The sequence below is a fragment of the Phocaeicola sp. RTP21359st1_B8_RTP21360_211022 genome (assembly GCF_040911965.1).
GTDB lineage: Bacteria > Bacteroidota > Bacteroidia > Bacteroidales > Bacteroidaceae > Phocaeicola > Phocaeicola vulgatus.
The window spans coordinates 16,464-32,740 of sequence record NZ_JBDFXP010000048.1 but is presented as its reverse complement, the minus strand read 5'-3'; the positions used below and the strand labels follow the sequence as shown (position 1 = coordinate 32,740).

14 protein-coding genes, 1 tRNA gene and 1 pseudogene are annotated in these 16,277 nt (G+C 40.7%); 4 read left to right on the top strand and 12 right to left on the bottom strand.

Annotation, left to right across the window (positions count from 1 at the left end; translation table 11 throughout):
- Positions 1-31: 31 nt before the first annotated feature.
- Together AB5062_RS19055 and AB5062_RS19050 are read left to right on the top strand one after the other, a co-directional pair.
- Positions 32-1,396: a TIGR00341 family protein gene (locus tag AB5062_RS19055; RefSeq protein ID WP_115648982.1), complete on the top strand. Its 1,365-nt coding sequence runs from the start codon at positions 32-34 to the stop codon at positions 1,394-1,396.
- A 4-nt stretch (positions 1,397-1,400) separates the two neighbouring features.
- Positions 1,401-3,527: a S46 family peptidase gene (locus tag AB5062_RS19050; protein WP_100263019.1), complete on the top strand. Its 2,127-nt coding sequence runs from the start codon at positions 1,401-1,403 to the stop codon at positions 3,525-3,527.
- A 320-nt stretch (positions 3,528-3,847) separates the two neighbouring features.
- Here the strand turns inward: AB5062_RS19050 and AB5062_RS19045 are convergent, their stop codons facing one another.
- The 11 genes from AB5062_RS19045 to AB5062_RS18995 all read right to left on the bottom strand — a co-directional run bounded on the left by AB5062_RS19045 (position 3,848) and on the right by AB5062_RS18995 (position 14,080).
- On the bottom strand, positions 3,848-5,722 hold the full coding sequence (locus tag AB5062_RS19045; RefSeq protein ID WP_005838746.1) for a DEAD/DEAH box helicase: 1,875 nt from the start codon (positions 5,720-5,722) through the stop codon (positions 3,848-3,850).
- A gap of 261 nt (positions 5,723-5,983) precedes the next feature.
- Entirely contained in the window at positions 5,984-6,196 is a 213-nt protein-coding gene (locus AB5062_RS19040; RefSeq protein WP_011965126.1) for a helix-turn-helix transcriptional regulator, read from the bottom strand.
- A 3-nt stretch (positions 6,197-6,199) separates the two neighbouring features.
- Positions 6,200-6,457, bottom strand: coding sequence for a hypothetical protein (locus AB5062_RS19035; protein WP_016271094.1), 258 nt, complete (start codon positions 6,455-6,457; stop codon positions 6,200-6,202).
- Between the two features lie 10 nt (positions 6,458-6,467).
- Positions 6,468-7,115 (bottom strand): DUF2975 domain-containing protein, encoded by a 648-nt coding sequence (locus tag AB5062_RS19030; RefSeq protein WP_005838748.1) that lies wholly within the window; start codon positions 7,113-7,115, stop codon positions 6,468-6,470.
- Between the two features lie 16 nt (positions 7,116-7,131).
- Positions 7,132-7,779: a DUF2975 domain-containing protein gene (locus tag AB5062_RS19025; RefSeq protein WP_011965127.1), complete on the bottom strand. Its 648-nt coding sequence runs from the start codon at positions 7,777-7,779 to the stop codon at positions 7,132-7,134.
- 8 nt (positions 7,780-7,787) lie between these two features.
- The gene (locus AB5062_RS19020) at positions 7,788-8,618 is read right to left on the bottom strand and encodes a CPBP family intramembrane glutamic endopeptidase (protein WP_100263020.1); all 831 of its coding nucleotides are present in this window, start codon (positions 8,616-8,618) and stop codon (positions 7,788-7,790) included.
- A gap of 172 nt (positions 8,619-8,790) precedes the next feature.
- Positions 8,791-9,090, bottom strand: coding sequence for a hypothetical protein (locus tag AB5062_RS19015; RefSeq protein ID WP_100263021.1), 300 nt, complete (start codon positions 9,088-9,090; stop codon positions 8,791-8,793).
- Positions 9,090-9,509 (bottom strand): DUF3836 domain-containing protein, encoded by a 420-nt coding sequence (locus AB5062_RS19010; RefSeq protein ID WP_008666359.1) that lies wholly within the window; start codon positions 9,507-9,509, stop codon positions 9,090-9,092. The genes AB5062_RS19015 and AB5062_RS19010 overlap by 1 nt, the downstream gene beginning before the upstream one ends.
- A 378-nt stretch (positions 9,510-9,887) precedes the next feature.
- Positions 9,888-10,808: a bifunctional riboflavin kinase/FAD synthetase gene (locus tag AB5062_RS19005; protein ID WP_011965130.1), complete on the bottom strand. Its 921-nt coding sequence runs from the start codon at positions 10,806-10,808 to the stop codon at positions 9,888-9,890.
- Positions 10,808-11,422 (bottom strand): HAD family phosphatase, encoded by a 615-nt coding sequence (locus AB5062_RS19000; RefSeq protein ID WP_008666357.1) that lies wholly within the window; start codon positions 11,420-11,422, stop codon positions 10,808-10,810. The genes AB5062_RS19005 and AB5062_RS19000 overlap by 1 nt, the downstream gene beginning before the upstream one ends.
- Before the next feature lie 27 nt (positions 11,423-11,449).
- Positions 11,450-14,080 carry a calcium-translocating P-type ATPase, PMCA-type gene (locus AB5062_RS18995; protein WP_011965131.1) on the bottom strand — a complete coding sequence of 877 codons (2,631 nt, stop codon included), beginning with the start codon at positions 14,078-14,080 and terminating at the stop codon, positions 11,450-11,452.
- A gap of 155 nt (positions 14,081-14,235) precedes the next feature.
- Between AB5062_RS18995 and AB5062_RS18990 the strand changes: the two genes are divergently transcribed.
- Positions 14,236-14,309, top strand: a tRNA-Ile gene (locus tag AB5062_RS18990).
- Positions 14,310-14,424: 115 nt separating this feature from the next.
- Here AB5062_RS18990 and AB5062_RS18985 read toward each other — a convergent pair.
- A pseudogene (locus tag AB5062_RS18985) lies at positions 14,425-14,625 on the bottom strand (nucleotidyl transferase AbiEii/AbiGii toxin family protein); the annotation flags it as partial.
- Positions 14,626-14,966: 341 nt separating this feature from the next.
- Between AB5062_RS18985 and AB5062_RS18980 the strand changes: the two are divergent.
- Positions 14,967-16,265: a glycoside hydrolase family 105 protein gene (locus AB5062_RS18980; RefSeq protein WP_100263022.1), complete on the top strand. Its 1,299-nt coding sequence runs from the start codon at positions 14,967-14,969 to the stop codon at positions 16,263-16,265.
- Positions 16,266-16,277: the final 12 nt, after the last annotated feature.

Sequence of the window (16,277 nt, the reverse complement as noted above, 5' to 3'; positions counted from 1 at the left end):
CTGTTATAAACCGATACATAAAGAAATAGCTATGAGTGACCTGAAGAATGATTTGAAGAATGTGCCTTATATAAAGCAGTTCTTTGGTGAATATCTTGATTTGCGCAAGGATAAGGATAATGAAGCCTTGATTGTAGAAAGTATTCGTAACGGTGTTGAGTTCAAAGGAACTAATTTGTGGATTCTTATATTCGCAATTTTTATTGCTTCATTGGGCTTGAATGTGAATTCTACGGCAGTGATTATCGGTGCTATGTTGATATCTCCGCTGATGGGGCCGATTATGGGAGTGGGGCTGGCTATCGGACAGAATGATTTTGAACTGTTGAAACGTTCTCTGAAAAGTTATTTGGTGGCGACTGTATTTAGTGTGATTACATCCACGATTTATTTTTCGCTGACTCCGTTGGATGAAGTACAATCGGAGTTGCTGGCACGTACTTCTCCTACTATATATGATGTGCTTATAGCTTTATGCGGTGGCTTGGCCGGTATTATCGCCTTGTCTACAAAGGAGAAGGGGAATGTTATTCCGGGGGTAGCTATTGCTACGGCTTTGATGCCGCCTTTGTGTACTGCCGGATTTGGGCTTGCTACCGGAAATTTACTTTATTTTTTAGGTGCGTTCTATTTGTATTTTATCAATTCAGTATTTATCAGTCTGGCTACTTTTATCGGGGTGCGTGTCATGCATTTCCAACGTAAGGAGTTTGTGGATAAGGAGCGTGAGAAATTGGTAAAGAAATATATTATTTTTATTACTTTGGCTACGATGTGTCCTGCTGTTTATCTGACTTATGGCATTGTAAAAAGTACTATTTATGAAGCTTCTGCCAACAACTTTATCAACGAGGAGCTGAATTTTAATAATACCCAAGTAATAGACCGGAAGATTTCTTTCGAGAAGAAGGAAATACGTGTTGTGCTAATAGGCAATGAGGTTTCGGAAACAGAAATAGCAACCGCAAGGGATAACTTGAAACTTTTTAATCTGGCAGGAACCAAACTGGTTGTTCTTCAAGGAATGAATAATGATGCGATGGATATTGGCAGTATAAAGGCGCAAGTGATGGAGGACTTTTATAAGAATAGTGAGAAACGTTTGCTGGAGCAGCAGGAAAAGATTAAGTCTTTGGAAAACGAACTTAATGTATATGCCGCATACAATACCGTAGATAAAAAGATAATTCCCGAACTTAAAGTACTTTATCCTGCAGCAGAAGCTATAGCCATGGCGAAGACTGTGGAATTGCAGGTAGACTCAACCCAAACGGACACATTGACAATAGTCTTGATGAAATTCAGTAAAAAACCTGTAGGAAAAGAACAGGAAAAGATTTCCAAATGGTTGAAGGCACGTGTCGGGGCGAAAAAACTTAAATTAATTGTAGAATAAAACCATGAAAAAACTACTATTGCTGCTGTCTTTCCTGCCTTTATGTATATGGGGTAATGAGGGAATGTGGCTTCCTTGTTGCCTTAGCAAACAAACTCAACAAGTGATGAAAGAAATGGGATTGGAACTTTCATCTGAACAATTGTATAATCCCGGAGGAAAAGCATTGGCTAATGCTGTTGTTAGTTTTGGAGGTTTTTGCTCGGGGGTTGTTGTATCTCCGGATGGCTTGGTTTTTACTAACCACCATTGTGGGTATGATGCCATTCAGCAGCATAGTTCTGTGGAGCATGATTATTTGCGAGATGGTTTTGTAGCCGACTCCTTAAGTAAGGAGCTTCCTAATCCGGATTTATTTGTCAGTTTTCTGATACGCACAGAGGATGTGACGGAGCGTGTGTTGCAAGCTATTCCAGTCGGAACAAAGGAAAATGACCGTGCGCTGATTGTGGATTCTATTTCCACATTGCTTGCTCAGGAAGCTGTGGCGAATGATACGTTGCTGCGTGCTGAGATAACTCCTTTTTATGGTGGTAATGAGTTTTATCTGTCTGTGTATAAAGATTATTATGATGTTCGTCTGGTGTTTGCTCCTCCCTCTTCTGTAGGCAAGTTTGGCGGGGATACAGATAATTGGGTATGGCCCCGCCATACCGGGGATTTCTCTGTTTTCCGTATTTATGCTGATCAGAATAATCAACCGGCAGCTTATTCTCCGGAGAATGTGCCTTATCATCCGGATTATTTTGCTCCTGTTTCTTTGGGCGGGTATGAACAAGGTTCATTTTGCATGACTATGGGATATCCCGGTTCTACCAGCAGGTATTTGTCTTCATTTGGGATAGACGAAAGGATTAATACGGATAATGCCGCTATGATTAATGTCCGTACCATCAAGCAGGCTATCTGGAAAAATGCAATGGAAAAAAGTGATGATATCCGCATTAAATATGCTTCCAAGTATGCACAAAGCTCTAACTATTGGAAGAATAGTATAGGCATGAATCAAGCGGTAAAAGAGTTGAAAGTGATAGAGAAAAAACAAGCTTTGGAGCGCCAGTTGCAAGAATGGATCCGTCGGGAACCTGATAAGCGAAGCAAATATGCAAGGGTTCTGACTGAACTGGAGCTGAATTATCGTAATCGTAGAAATGCGGCGCGGGCTATGGCATATTTTGGAGAAACATTTGCTAATGGACCGGAGTTGATTACGGCAGCCTTGGCTGTACTGAATTTTGATTTTGAGGCAGAGGAGAGTGATTTGGAGCGTAATATGCGGCAATTGTTGGAGATTTATGCCAATATGGATATAAGTGTGGATAAACAAGTCTTTGTGGCTATGTTGAAAGAATATGCGGCTGAGGTAGGCAAGGAGTTTTTACCTGATGTTTATCCATTGATAGAGAAAGATTTTAAAGGTGATTACCAAGCTTATGTAGATGATTTGTATGCTCGTTCCTCTTTAGAGACACCGCATGGGTTTGAACAGGTGGTGAAGGGAGATACCACTTATGTCTTGTTTGATGACCCTGCGGCTTCTTTTGCTATTGATATGTTGGTGAAATTTTATGAATTCAATCAGTCGGTGGAAGAAGCTAGTATGAATATTGAGAAAAATGAACGTTTGTTGAATGAAGCAATGCGTGAGATGGAGGCAGATAGGGTGTTTTATCCGGATGCTAATTCTACTATGCGTCTGAGTTTTGGCATGGTGGGTGGTTACTCACCGAAAGATGCTATTGAATATTCTTATTTTACGACGACAAAAGGTATTTTTGACAAGATAAGGCAGTATAAGGGAGATAGTGATTTCGATGTGCTTCCTTCTGTAGTCGAATGCTTGAGAAGGAAGGATTTCGGACGTTATGCTACCGGAGATGGTAATATGAATGTTTGCTTTATTTCGGATAATGATATAACGGGAGGGAATTCCGGTAGTGGAATGTTTAATGGAAAAGGGGAATTAATAGGTCTTGCTTTTGACGGGAATTGGGAAGCAATGAGTGGAGATATTGTTTTTGAACCTAATTTGCAGCGTTGTATCGGGGTGGATATCCGCTATGTTCTTTACATGATTGAAAAATATGGGAAAGCTTCCCGTTTGATCGATGAACTGAAATTGACAGACTAAAAGAAAAGTATGAAATGACAGGAAGCTTGGGTATGTCAAAGTTCCGATAGTTTGTCATATAATCTTTCATCCGGAAAGATGGCAAAAAAACTGTTAATATTAATTCGATGTAAACAAGGATATTCGGTAAATCTTTTTTTGAATAACACGATAAATCCAACTGATTCATTATAAGTCAGTTGGATTTATCGTGTTATTTGCGGAATGTCCTTGAAATGACAGGTTGTTTCAATTCTGCCTGCTCCGCTATTATTCGAGAGAAGTGGATGTTATTTGCATATTTCTACTATGTCCAATTCTCTTTCATGAAGTTGGCTTCCTCATTTCTTGGATTTCTTTTTCTTATTGTTATCGCTGTTAAAGAATTGTTTCCAGTCGTCTTTCGTTTTGGGACCGCGTTCTTCAATGTAGCCACGTTCCGCACGGCTGGGTCTTCCTTCTTTTGAGGTCGTTTTTTTATTGGACCTGTCACTTTTTTTGCCGAATGAAGCATTCCTTGCTGCACTGCTTCTGCGTTCGCCATTGTCGTTTTTGCCATTATTGTCACCGGCAACTTCTACTACAATTTTCCGGCCGCCATTCAGATTAACCTTGTTCAATGCTTTAATCACGTCCTGTGCCTGATTTTCTGCTACTTCGAAGAAAGAGAAATTCTGCATCAGGTCTATTCGTCCGATGGTAGTACGTTGCTTCTTCATGTTGCGGTTAATCAGTTCTATGATTTGGTTGGCATAGAAACCGTCTGTCTTTCCTACATTCAGGAATAGACGGGTGTATCCTTTTTCTGCTTTACGCTCTGTCTTTTCACGAGCACTGCCATGATCCTTGCGTTCTTTGGAGCCACGTTCGCTGCGACGGTCATTTGTGCTGGGAATTTCTATTTCCGGAGCGTTACTATAGTATTCCAAGAAGCGGTTAAATTCCATTGACACCACGCGCTTTATCAGATCTTCCTTTGAAAGCCATTCCAGTTTACGATAGATTCCGGGTAGGAAGGATTCAATTTCTTCATCGTTTACTTTTACCTTTTCTATGTCATCTATCAATTTAATCAATTGCTGCTCGCAAATTTGTTTACCACTGGGCATCTCACCCATGATAAATTTTTTGTTGATGATTCGTTCTATCTCACGCATCTTTCCTTTTTCGCGAAGGTTGATGATGGCAATAGAAATACCTGTTTTTCCGGCACGTCCTGTACGACCACTACGATGAGTATAGCTTTCTATATCATCGGGCAAGCCATAATTAATGACATGAGTAAGGTCATTTACATCTAGGCCACGGGCTGCTACGTCGGTAGCAACTAAAAGCTGTAAATGGCGTTGGCGGAATTTTTGCATCACTAAGTCGCGCTGGGCTTGTGAGAGCTCACCGTGCAAAGAGTCTGCGTTATAACCGTCTTGTATTAATTTATCTGCAATTTCCTGAGTTTCTTTACGGGTACGACAGAAAATGATGCCATAAATCTGTGGATAATAATCCGCGATACGTTTCAATGCGGCATATTTGTCTTTAGCGTGTACTAAATAGGCTATGTGATTGACGTTTTTACTGCCCTCATTTTTGGTACCGATAGTGATTTCTTTTGCGTCATGCAGATATTTTTTGGCGATGCGTGAGATTTCCGGACTCATGGTAGCCGAGAACATCAAGGTATTCCGGTCTTCAGGAACTTTTTCAAGGATAGCATTTATGCTATCAGTAAATCCCATATTCAGCATTTCATCGGCTTCGTCCATTACTACATCTGTAATCGTTTCTAGTTTGGCAACCTTTCTTTCTATTAGATCAATCAGTCGTCCGGGAGTAGCCACAATAATATGTACGCCTGTTTTCAACATGCGTATTTGGCTTTCGATGGATGAACCACCATATACGGGAAGGATTTTCAGCCCGTCAATGTACTTGGAGTAATCGTTCAGATCGCCTGCAATCTGCAAGCACAATTCGCGTGTGGGGCATAAAATTAGTGCTTGAGGTGCACGGTGCTTTACGTCAACTTTTTGGATAAGCGGCAGACCAAATGCGGCTGTTTTTCCAGTCCCTGTTTGTGCTAGGGCTACTACATCGTTGCCGTTTCCCAATAAATACGGTATTACTTCTTCTTGTACCGGCATGGGATTCTCATATCCCATTTCTTTAATCGCTTTTAGTATTTCCGGGGAAACGCCTAACTCTTCAAATGTCTTCATTTATTTTCAAATATCTAATTCGCTGCAAAGATACGGATAATCATGGGATTATATGGTGCTTATGCAATATTTGTTTTTATCAGTAGTGTATTTTTAGGGAATATTGGCTAAAGCGTGTCGGGAAGTGATAAGAAAATTTTAGGTATAAGGTGAAAATACTCTGCCGGTATGGCAATTGAAATGCTTTATCGGTCAGAGTATCCGGATTAAAGATATGAGAATTTTATGGTATCAGAGTGTTTGTATATGTGGCTGTTTATATTATTCACCTTCTTCTCTATATTCTAAAATATCTCCGGGCTGGCAATTTAGTTCCCTGCAAATAGCCTCAAGGGTAGAGAAACGGATGGCTTTCGCTTTCCCGGTTTTCAATATGGAAAGGTTAGCAGGAGTCAGGTCTATCTTCTCGGCTAAATCTCCCAGCGAAATTTTTCGTTTCGCCATCATTACGTCTAAATTTACTATAATTGGCATAGATCAATTCATTTTGGGTTTATTCGGGTTCTCATCTACTGCGCGCCACCAAAGGGTGTGGCGTTGCGTCAGTTTCTTAAAGGCATACAGACAGAAGCAAGTCCATCCAATGTTGATCGATATCCTCACTATTTTGTTGTCCAACAATGGATGTAACACAAGGAAATAGATGAATGAACTTACAAACAGAGTAGCTATCAGGCAAAGTATCAAATAAAAGATGCTTTTTCTTTTTGAGGGGAAAGTATTTTTTTCTTTCATGGCATTTTTCTTAAATGGTTAAATCCTGTTCTTCTTTCATTTTTGCCCCGATAGCAAATATCTCGGCAAAAAGAATGGGAATTATCACAGCTACCCAGTCGGGAGAATAACCGGCGTAGCTGATGATTTTGTAGCCCGGCAGACTGATTTGCTCAACTGCTGCGTTTCCTACAATCCATTCGTCAACAGCTATGAGGATTTCCAAGCTTGCACTGGTGTATGCAAACCAACGGAGGCGCCGTACATTGGCAGATGTAAATACTTCGCGGCGTGAGATGGAAATGAGCAACCGGATCAATGAGCAGAAACCGATGAGAAAAAGGAATATTCCGGGTATGGCAAGTCCCATGACAAGGATGTGCCAGGCCGATGGCTTGGCATACGTTTCTATTTCAGTCACTGTGTAGGGGAGTGTCCAGTCCACGCGGTTGTTGCTCAGTGAATCGACAGTAGTTTCAGGTAACGGCTCTACATTCAGCTTGACTGAGGTTGCATGATGGGGTATAATGTGGCGTCCAGGCTCATATATTTCCATTGCACTGTTATGTCCATCTTCAAATCCTTTCTTGAAATCTCTCCAATTTTCATCCAATCCTCCAAAGAAGTTTGCAATGATGGCTATAATGGCTATGACACCTAATATTCTGAACTTGTTCATAGTCTGCTCTGTTTTTTTAAATGGTTAAATCTTGTTCTTCTTTCATCTTCAGTCCGATGGCAAATACTTCGGCTACCAGCAATGAAATGAATCCCAGAATGAGAGTCGCATCGGAAAAAGCAAAGGTATAGGAGAACTCGCATCCGTTGAGTTGCAACACTTGCGAAGCTTCATAATTTCCAATCACGATGGTAGCCAGCGTGCAGATAAACAAAAGTATCAATGCCCATCCTAACTTGCGCAGAAACTTCACATTCTTCCAGCTGAAGATATCACCGCGATTGATATTTCTGATCAAATAAAAGAACTGCAACAGGCAGAAAATTCCCGCTATCACCGAAATGAATGAGGCAATCCTGTTTAGTGCATGGAAGGTATCATTTTCTTTCGTTGGCGCCTCTACCATGCTTATAATCGGTATGATAGATGCCTGTTCTCCTGTCCTGACATTGGTTACACTTCCTGTCTTTTCAAGTAGATCGGTAGGAAGGGTGCAAATCATCTTATAATCGGAAATGTGGATATCCTTTCCTTTTTCTACACTTTCGTATCCGGCTTTAAAGGCACTTGTGAAAGAATGGAACATGATGCTCACTGTCGTTGAGGTGGAAAGGAGCAAGGCGATAAGTACGCAGACGCAAAAGAGGTTGAGTTTTGTTTTCATTGTTACATTTATGCTTGTGTGTTAGTAATTTCAGAGGGTGTTCCCGGCTGTGGCAAATGTTTGTTCAGATAGAAATACATGCCGACTAGGATGATTATGGCGGCTGCCAAAAGGATGTAAGTAGGTGTGGCGCCAATCATATCAACCGTTTTTTCATTCAACTCTTCTTGGGTTGATGTAGCCATGGCAATGGTAGCCAGGGAGTTATTTAGAAAATGCCCTATCATTCCCGGTATAATGCTTCCTGTGCGGTAATAAAGCCATCCGAATACCAATCCCAGACAGAAGGCGAAAGGTACTTGCGCCGGATTGACATGGATGAGACCGAAAATGAGTGCTGACAGGAGGATTGCCATACCGGGTCTTTTTCCGGTTTGCAGGAAATGCCCTTCAATGACTCCACGGAACAGCAACTCTTCTACCAGAGGTGCCATGACGGCAATGGCGATGATGCCGAATACATTGCGGCTCATTCCTATGAATGTGTCTTCCACTAGGTTGGGCAGTTCTATGAATTCGCTGGCTACATTGCAGATGAACATGGCTGCTATAATGAAGGGAATACTCAATAAAATGGTTTTTGCAGGTACTTCAGTCCAGCTTGTCTTGTTGAATTGAACGTATTTAAAGTAGATCAGGTGCCAGATCATGGCTATTCCTGCCAGTACCATAACGAGTCCTGTCATAGAGGCTGTATTCTTACCTACGGCATAAGCCAGATTATCATTTTCTGAAATTTCGTTCATCACTTTAATAATTCCCGCCGGAAGTCCTACCAGGAAGGTGAAAGCTAACTGATAAGCGAAGTAATAAAGTACTAATTTAATTGCGCGTCCCATAATAGAATGTTTATTGGTTTAAAATGGATTTGAATTAAGGGGTAGGACGGACTTCCGCATCCGTCCTGAGGGTATCTGTTTCTTTAAGTAAGCATCCTTGGGTTTCTCCTTGGTGCGATCAAAATCATGGTTGTTTTCATCTGGTTGTCTTTTAAATTTGGTTGATTTGTTTTTAGTTCATCAAGTGAGCAATGGCATGTTTGCATGGAACGTACCAATGGTTCATGAATAGGATAAGAAATGCTAAAATAAGGATAATTGTGCTTTTTTGTTGTGCTCTTTGGGCCAGTGGGGTGTTGACAGGAATCTTGGTCAGGACCAGTCTTCCCAAAGCTATTCCCAAAAGCATACCCAAGCCTAATCCTATTTGCGGATATAAAAATCCGACCATCATTCCTATGTACATTCCTATGGTTTGCCACAGGCTGGTCGCATTCTTATTTTGGGTTTGTGTTTCATTCAAAGTTTCCATTACTTTTTGTTTTGTGTGTCGGCCAACAAGTTTGCGTTGTTGCCTTCACGGTAAATACTTTCTTGTTTGTTATGGTTGAAAGTGCTCTCTTTGGCGTTCCATTCAGCGTAGTTGAGTTTGATTTCATAGACTCCGGGAGTTACGGTAAGCAGATAGGCCGGCTTCCACAGTTCCCGGTAAGCATCCCAGCGATAAGCTTTTTTCTCAATTACCTGACCATTTTCATCGTGTTTGTACTCATACTTCAGTTTGCGTGTCAATGTTTTGCCGTCTTCATTCAGTGTGTACACGGTTGTGTTTGTGTCATTCTGACCGTAGATGTACTTTGTGTTTCCTGTTTGTGCGTTTGCTGTTGTTGTACAACTCATCATTACTACTGCAATTGCTGCTAAAACTGATTTTAATACTGACTTTTTCATTTTTACTTCGTGTTTTAATGTTTGTGTTTATTCTTTCTTGTTTCTCGATATTCATTTATCGTTTATCGATATGCAAATGTATATCTTATTTTGATACTACAAAAGAAAAACGAAAAAAAAATATCGAAAAACGATAAAAATATATCTTTTTTCGTGCTTTGTAGGATGGAAGTGTATGAAGAAACAGATTTTATGCAAGAAGTGACTGGTATCGGTGAATTAATTCTTCCGATAGCGTTTGCGTTCACTGGCAGGGGCGATTTTGTCTGCCCTAATACATGGAATGAACTGTTTTCGAGCAGGCAAAACTGACTGTAAACGAAGATGTGTAGAAAGAGTAGTTTGAAAGGGGGAAGGCTGTACAATGCTCCCTTGTATTTAGAGAAGAATTCTGGCCGTTTTTTCCCGGTCTTTATGCATTTGGGCAATGAGTGCATCTATAGTGTCATATTTTTCTTCAGGGCGAAGATACTTTACGAACTCAATGCGCATTTCTTTGTGGTAGATATTCTCCGAAAAATTGAGGATGTTCACTTCAATACTTAAATTGTTGCCGTTATTGATAGTAGGGCGGTGTCCTATGTTCAACATTCCTGCCCATTTTTTTCCTTCCACATATACATATACTGCATAAACTCCTTCCGAGGGAATTAACTTGTCGCTACAATCCACTTGCAGGTTAGCTGTAGGGAATCCTATTTTTCTGCCTACTTTGTAGCCATCTACCACTGTTCCATCCAGATAGTAGTTATACCCCAGGAATTTGGCAGCCTGACTTACTTCACCTTCTTTTAATAGTTGGCGGATGACTGAAGAGCTGATTTTTCCCTCTTTGTCTGTGTAAGCTCGCGCGCGTACTATATATATGTTCAGTTCCTCACCATAACGGCAATAATCTTCAAAATTTTCACTGCGGTTGTGACCGAAACGATGGTCGTAGCCTATAACTAATGTATGGATATTGAACTTGTTACGTAGCAACTGCATAAACTCTCGAGCCGAAAACAGTGAAAGTTCCTGTGTAAAAGGGAGAAGAAAGCAGTAATCTACTTGCATCGTTTCCAATAATTCGAGTTTCTCTGTTGGTGAAGAAAGTAATTGCGGACGATAAGCGGTTTGTATCACTTGTCTGGGATGTACAGGAAAAGTGATCAATGCAGAATATAACCCATCCTTGGCAGCGACCTCTTTTACTTGATTAATAAGAAAGCGGTGTCCGCGATGCACTCCATCGAAGAAGCCGATAGTGGCAACTGAAGGAGGCAATGTTTGATGGTTTATATCTGATATTATTTTCATTATTCAAAAAGTGAACTTAAATCTTCTCCAATATGGTAATGATAGGACTGTATGCCAAGCGATATTGCTGCCTGGCAATTGATTGCCGAGTCATCTATAAAAAACGTTTCTTCGGGCAAGATGTTTGCTTCTTTCATCATTTGCTCATAAATGTCTTTTTCCGGTTTGGCCTTGTGCATTTCAAAAGACAGAAAAATATCTTCAAAAAAGTCATTTACACGGAATCCCCGATAACAGAACATTTGCTCACAGGCATAATCCCAATGTATCCGGTTGGTATTACTAAGCAGGTAAACCATATAATGTTCGCGTAACTTTAGCAATAAGTCCAGCTTTTCACGAGGAATATCAAGTAGCATCAGGTTCCACATATCATCAATTTCATGGTCGGACAGGGCTTCGCTGACCTCCTTACGAATGGCTTTCCGGAATTCTTCCGGGCTGATTTCACCCAATTCAAATTGGGAAAAGAAACCTTTTCCCCTGAACTGGCATGCCTGTTTCTCTATATCTCGAAATCCTGCTTTACGAAAAGCATTCAGGCAATTGTCAAAATCCAGATTTATTAATACTCCTCCTAAATCAAAAACGACATTTTTAATCTTACTGTCCATAACTCTTTATGTGCTTTATTCTCTTTTTTAGTCTTTTTTCTGTATTCGTTTTATCCAACGGTAGATTTCACCAATCCACAATACGAATGACGTTCCTGCGATAATATAAACCCAAGTCATGAAATTCATAGGTTCGGTACGGAACACTTTACCTCCGAACTCGACAATCAGAATTTGTCCGACTAAAATAATGATAGCCACACTTAGCATACCTAATGCATGACGGGAATCCTTGAATACAGAATGGTTGGTCCCGAAAACACTGGCATTAAATAGATTCCAGAATTGCAGCATCACGAAGATCGTGAAGAATTGCGTCAAAGCTTGTCCTACTAAATCTGCTGGCATCTGTTTGATAATGACAATTAATGTCATCAGTATGGCAAGGAAGCAGAAGCCTACACCTAGTATATTTTTACGCATGGCTTTAGTGATGATGAAATCATCGGTCTTGCGTGGCTTTTCATTCATGACGTCTGCACTGGGGGGAATAGATGCTAAGGCCATGGCGGCAAAAGTGTCCATAATAAGATTTACCCAAAGCATTTGTGTTACGGTCAGTGGTAGTTCTGTACCAAAGAAAGCCCCTAATAAAACACTGGCTAATGCGACTACGTTGATAGTCAGCTGGAATACGATGAAACGCTGAATGTTTTTGTAAAGAGAGCGTCCCCACATTACTGCGGTAGCGATACTGTGGAACGAGTCATCCAATAGGGTTATGTCACTTGCTTCCTTGGCTACTGACGTACCGGTTCCCATAGAAAGACCTACTTGAGCGTGATTCAGTGCAGGAGCATCGTTTGTTCCGTCTCCGGTTACTGCTACTACGGCTCCTTTTTGCTGTAACAGTTGGACCAGACGTTGCTTGTCCATAGGACGCGCACGACTCATTACTTTCAAGTCAAGTACGCGGTCCAGAGCTTCTTCATCGCTTAATGCAGCAAACTCTACCCCTGTTATGCGGTTCCGGTCTGTATCTTCAGGTTTCCATAGCCCTATTTGGCGGGCAATTTCGGTAGCTGTTCCCGGGGTGTCGCCTGTAACAATTTTCACACCGATACCTGCCGACTGACATTTCTGTACGGCTTCCGGTACATCCGGACGAATAGGGTCGCTGATAGCTACGATACCTAGGAAAATCATATTCCCTTCATTGACTAGTTCGGCACAATCGTTACCGGAGTCTTCGGGGATAAATTTATAAGCTAATCCTAAAGTACGCATTGCCTTGTTCTGATAGGCCAGCAGATCGGCATTGTAATGAGCCTGTTCCTCGGAAGAGAGGTTGCATTTTCTCATCACAATTTCGGGAGCTCCTTTTATATAGAGTACCTTTTTCTGCTGGATAGGTGAATCTACTAATGTAGCCATATACTTACGTTCTGTAGAGAAAGTAAGTTGATTGATAACTTTTGCATTTTCACGTAATTCCAAATAGTTCTTGCCCTGTTCATTTAGCCAAAGCAATAAGGCTATTTCAGTAGGATTACCTACTCCGGATGGTTTCTTGTTTTCTCCTGTTTCTTCAAGGAAAGCTGTGGAGTTGGCACTGATCCCTTCAGCTATTAAATCTGCTTTGGTGGCATCAAGTTTCGCTTCATGTACCTGCATCAGGTTTTGTGTCAATGTACCTGTTTTGTCGGTGCAGATCACAGTAATGGCCCCCATTGTTTCACAAGCATGCATTTTACGTACCAGATTATTGGTTTTCAGCATACGGCGCATATTTAGTGCAAGACTTAAGGTGACACTCATCGGTAAGCCTTCAGGAACGGCTACTACAATTAAAGTGACAGCCATCATGAAATATTTCAATACAATGCGGGCTATTGCCATCCACCCATGCCAGTCTGTTATTTCATTTACGCTGAGGTAGGAGTAAAGGTCTTTAGCTGTGAAAACGATAAAGGTAAGCGTGGCAATGGTAAAACCTATTTTTCCGATGAAACCCGCCAATTTTGTCAATTGGATATTCAATGGAGTCTCTTCTTCACTTTGTTCGGTGGCCTGACGTGCTACCTTACCTATTTCGGTGGAATCACCCACACGTTCTACCTTCATTATTCCATGTCCGTCAACTACTGTGGTGCCACGCATCACTTCATTGCTGGGATAAGTGGCTTCTTCATCAAATAGTTCTTCATGGATGGTTTTATTGACCATTAATTCTCCTGTCAAGTTGGATTCATTCACTTGCAGGGAAATAGCTTCCAGCAAGATTCCGTCGGCAGGAATCTCCTCACCGGTATTCAAAACTACGATATCACCTACTACAATCTCCTTACGGGGAATTTCCCGTACTTTCCCATTTCTGATTACTGTAACTGGTGTTTCTTCGCCTACAGCGTTCAGTAAGTCAAACTTCTTATTCGCATCGTATTCAAAGTAGAATCCGATACCGGTTGCCAGAAAAATAGCAAAGAAAATGCCGATTGTTTCCGCATACTCATTTTCAATAATGGCAATCACTAAGGAAAAGAATGCTGCGACTAAAAGAATACGTATAACCGGGTCGCGGAACTTTTCCAGATAAAGTTTCCACATGGAAGGACGTTTGGGAGGTGTCAAGAGGTTATTCCCATACTTCTCTCTACTGATAAGGACTTCTTTGTCCGAAAGCCCTGTTAGGGCTGTTTCCTGTTTTTTTTGTGCCATACGGCTTAGCAAAATTAATTAATGGTGCACAAAAATACAATTTATATCCTTACGAATAAGGGAATTAAATCTTTTTATCAAAATTTGGGCGATAAATCTTGCAAGTTTCAAGGGAATATACTACTTTTGCACCTGCTAACAGGAAATTGTGGCACGGACTTGTAGCTCAGTTGGTTAGAGCAACAGACTCATAATCTGGAGGTCCCTGGTTCAAGCCCAGGCTGGTCCACAAACTAAAAGGCTGATTCCTAACGGAATACAGCCTTTTTTGTTTGCAGACCCTCCAGATATAAATCTGTTGCTCTTGGTTGATTTACTCCTAATATATAGCTGTTGTTTCACTATTGTTTCTCTATCTGATACCATGCCACTTCCATTTTCTCTGTTTTAGAGGTACGCCATTTCATAAAGTCCAAGTCTTCACTTTGCCGAGTTCCCATTTGCAATGACAAGGCAGTGCCACCTACCAAGAGATAGGATTTGATGCAGTCCAACTTAGAAACGGCTTCAAAAACTTGCAGCGTGTGTGGAGCTAAACCTTTCATGCAAACATTTTAGTAAATTTACATAATAAATTCAGTGTTGATCTCAGAACTTACACAGAAATAATTAGCGTGTTGATAATGAGGTAGATTTACATTTGTTACTCTTGTTACAGGAATCATGAACAGAATTTCTTTCTCTTAGTATAAAATCATGAGCACATTATACATTATATACTCTAAAACTGAAAATGTGGATATTACCCTTAAAAAGTAGGATGAAAATTTGTACGAAACGGGAAGATGGCTTTATCTTTGAAGAATATTAAAAGATAGCCGGACTTTTTATTTCGGTGGAATATAGAGGTTGTTAGTATAAAAATAAAAAATTAAATTTAGGTTGTATGGTTAAACGTTATGGTTGTGCAGGCATTTTATTGTTTGCGATAGGATTATTCCCCTTAATGGCACAGGACAACACTGTGCCCAAAGAGATGGCTATAAAGATAGCCGATCGTATTGTTGCTTCTACGGTTTATGAGTTCAAAGATGTAAAAACAGGTAAAGTATACATTTCTTTGGACAATGTTTCTTTAAATCCGGATATACGTGTCAATAGTAAATATTTGAATTGGCATTATACAAACGGAGTAACGAATATGGCTTTGATGGAGTTGGGTGATAAAATACAGAACCGGAAATATGAGGATTATGTGCTGAAGAATATGAAGTTTATTTTTGACAAAACTAATCAGTCTTATTTTCATCGTTTGTATGATAAGACTTTCCGTGAAGGAGGATGGAGGGCGGTTCCCCGTCTTACTTGGCATATGATTTATAGAAACAAGCGCTTGGATGACAACGGTCCTATGGGGGCTAGTTTGATAACTTTGAACCAGCGTCATCCAGATGATGCTTTTCAAAAATATATTGAAACAACCAATCATCATATTATGGTTTCAGAACCTCGTTTGGCCGATGGAACTATAGCCCGTTTATGGCCTCATGAAAATACAATTTGGGCAGATGATGCGTTTATGGCGGTGTCTTTTATTTCCCGAATGGGAGAGGTTACTGGTGAAAAGAAGTATTTTGATGATGCGGCCAATCAGATATTGAATTATACACGATATTTGTGGTGTCCTGAAAAACAGATTTATTATCATTGCTATCATACGGATAATAAGGAACATGGAGTGGCGCATTGGTCCCGGGCCAATGGATGGATTTTTATGGCGACAGCCGATCTGTTGGCAAGAATGCCGGAAAATCATCCTATGCGTGAGGATGTGATAAAGAATTTCCAGATGCAGGCTAGTGGGGTAGCGCGGTATCAAGGGAAAAACGGTTTGTGGCATCAGTTGTTGGATAAAGAAGATTCTTATGAAGAAATTACCGGTAGTTCTATGTTTGTATTTGGCATAGCTAAAGGTGTGAAGGAAGGATGGTTGCATCCGGATTTCATTTATGTAGCATGGCAGGGATTCAAAGGAATGTTGTCAAAAATTTCAGAGAATGGTGATGTGACGGCTATTTGTGTCGGTACAGGTATTATGCCTTCCACCGTATTTTATTATAATCGTCCCACTCAGGAAAATGATCCGATGGGTGAAGGGCCTGTGTTACGCGCTTTGGTGGAAATGATTGATGCGCCTAAATACACGGAGATTAGTGCGAATGATCAGTATGATAAGATAAAATAAGAAAGAGATTAA

Excerpts from the sequence above, each read along its gene's own strand:
- AB5062_RS19025 (WP_011965127.1), bottom strand. The coding sequence starts at position 7,779 with ATGAAAACAAAACTCAACCTCTTTTGCGTCTGCGTACTTATCGCCTTG.
- AB5062_RS19040 (WP_011965126.1), bottom strand. The coding sequence starts at position 6,196 with ATGCCAATTATAGTAAATTTAGACGTAATGATGGCGAAACGAAAAATT.
- AB5062_RS19035 (WP_016271094.1), bottom strand. The coding sequence starts at position 6,457 with ATGAAAGAAAAAAATACTTTCCCCTCAAAAAGAAAAAGCATCTTTTAT.
- AB5062_RS19050 (WP_100263019.1), top strand. The coding sequence starts at position 1,401 with ATGAAAAAACTACTATTGCTGCTGTCTTTCCTGCCTTTATGTATATGG.
- AB5062_RS19020 (WP_100263020.1), bottom strand. The coding sequence starts at position 8,618 with ATGGGACGCGCAATTAAATTAGTACTTTATTACTTCGCTTATCAGTTA.
- AB5062_RS19000 (WP_008666357.1), bottom strand. The coding sequence starts at position 11,422 with ATGGACAGTAAGATTAAAAATGTCGTTTTTGATTTAGGAGGAGTATTA.
- AB5062_RS19010 (WP_008666359.1), bottom strand. The coding sequence starts at position 9,509 with ATGAAAAAGTCAGTATTAAAATCAGTTTTAGCAGCAATTGCAGTAGTA.
- AB5062_RS19005 (WP_011965130.1), bottom strand. The coding sequence starts at position 10,808 with ATGAAAATAATATCAGATATAAACCATCAAACATTGCCTCCTTCAGTT.
- AB5062_RS18995 (WP_011965131.1), bottom strand. The coding sequence starts at position 14,080 with ATGGCACAAAAAAAACAGGAAACAGCCCTAACAGGGCTTTCGGACAAA.
- AB5062_RS18980 (WP_100263022.1), top strand. The coding sequence starts at position 14,967 with ATGGTTAAACGTTATGGTTGTGCAGGCATTTTATTGTTTGCGATAGGA.
- AB5062_RS19030 (WP_005838748.1), bottom strand. The coding sequence starts at position 7,115 with ATGAACAAGTTCAGAATATTAGGTGTCATAGCCATTATAGCCATCATT.
- AB5062_RS19055 (WP_115648982.1), top strand. The coding sequence starts at position 32 with ATGAGTGACCTGAAGAATGATTTGAAGAATGTGCCTTATATAAAGCAG.
- AB5062_RS19045 (WP_005838746.1), bottom strand. The coding sequence starts at position 5,722 with ATGAAGACATTTGAAGAGTTAGGCGTTTCCCCGGAAATACTAAAAGCG.
- AB5062_RS19015 (WP_100263021.1), bottom strand. The coding sequence starts at position 9,090 with ATGGAAACTTTGAATGAAACACAAACCCAAAATAAGAATGCGACCAGC.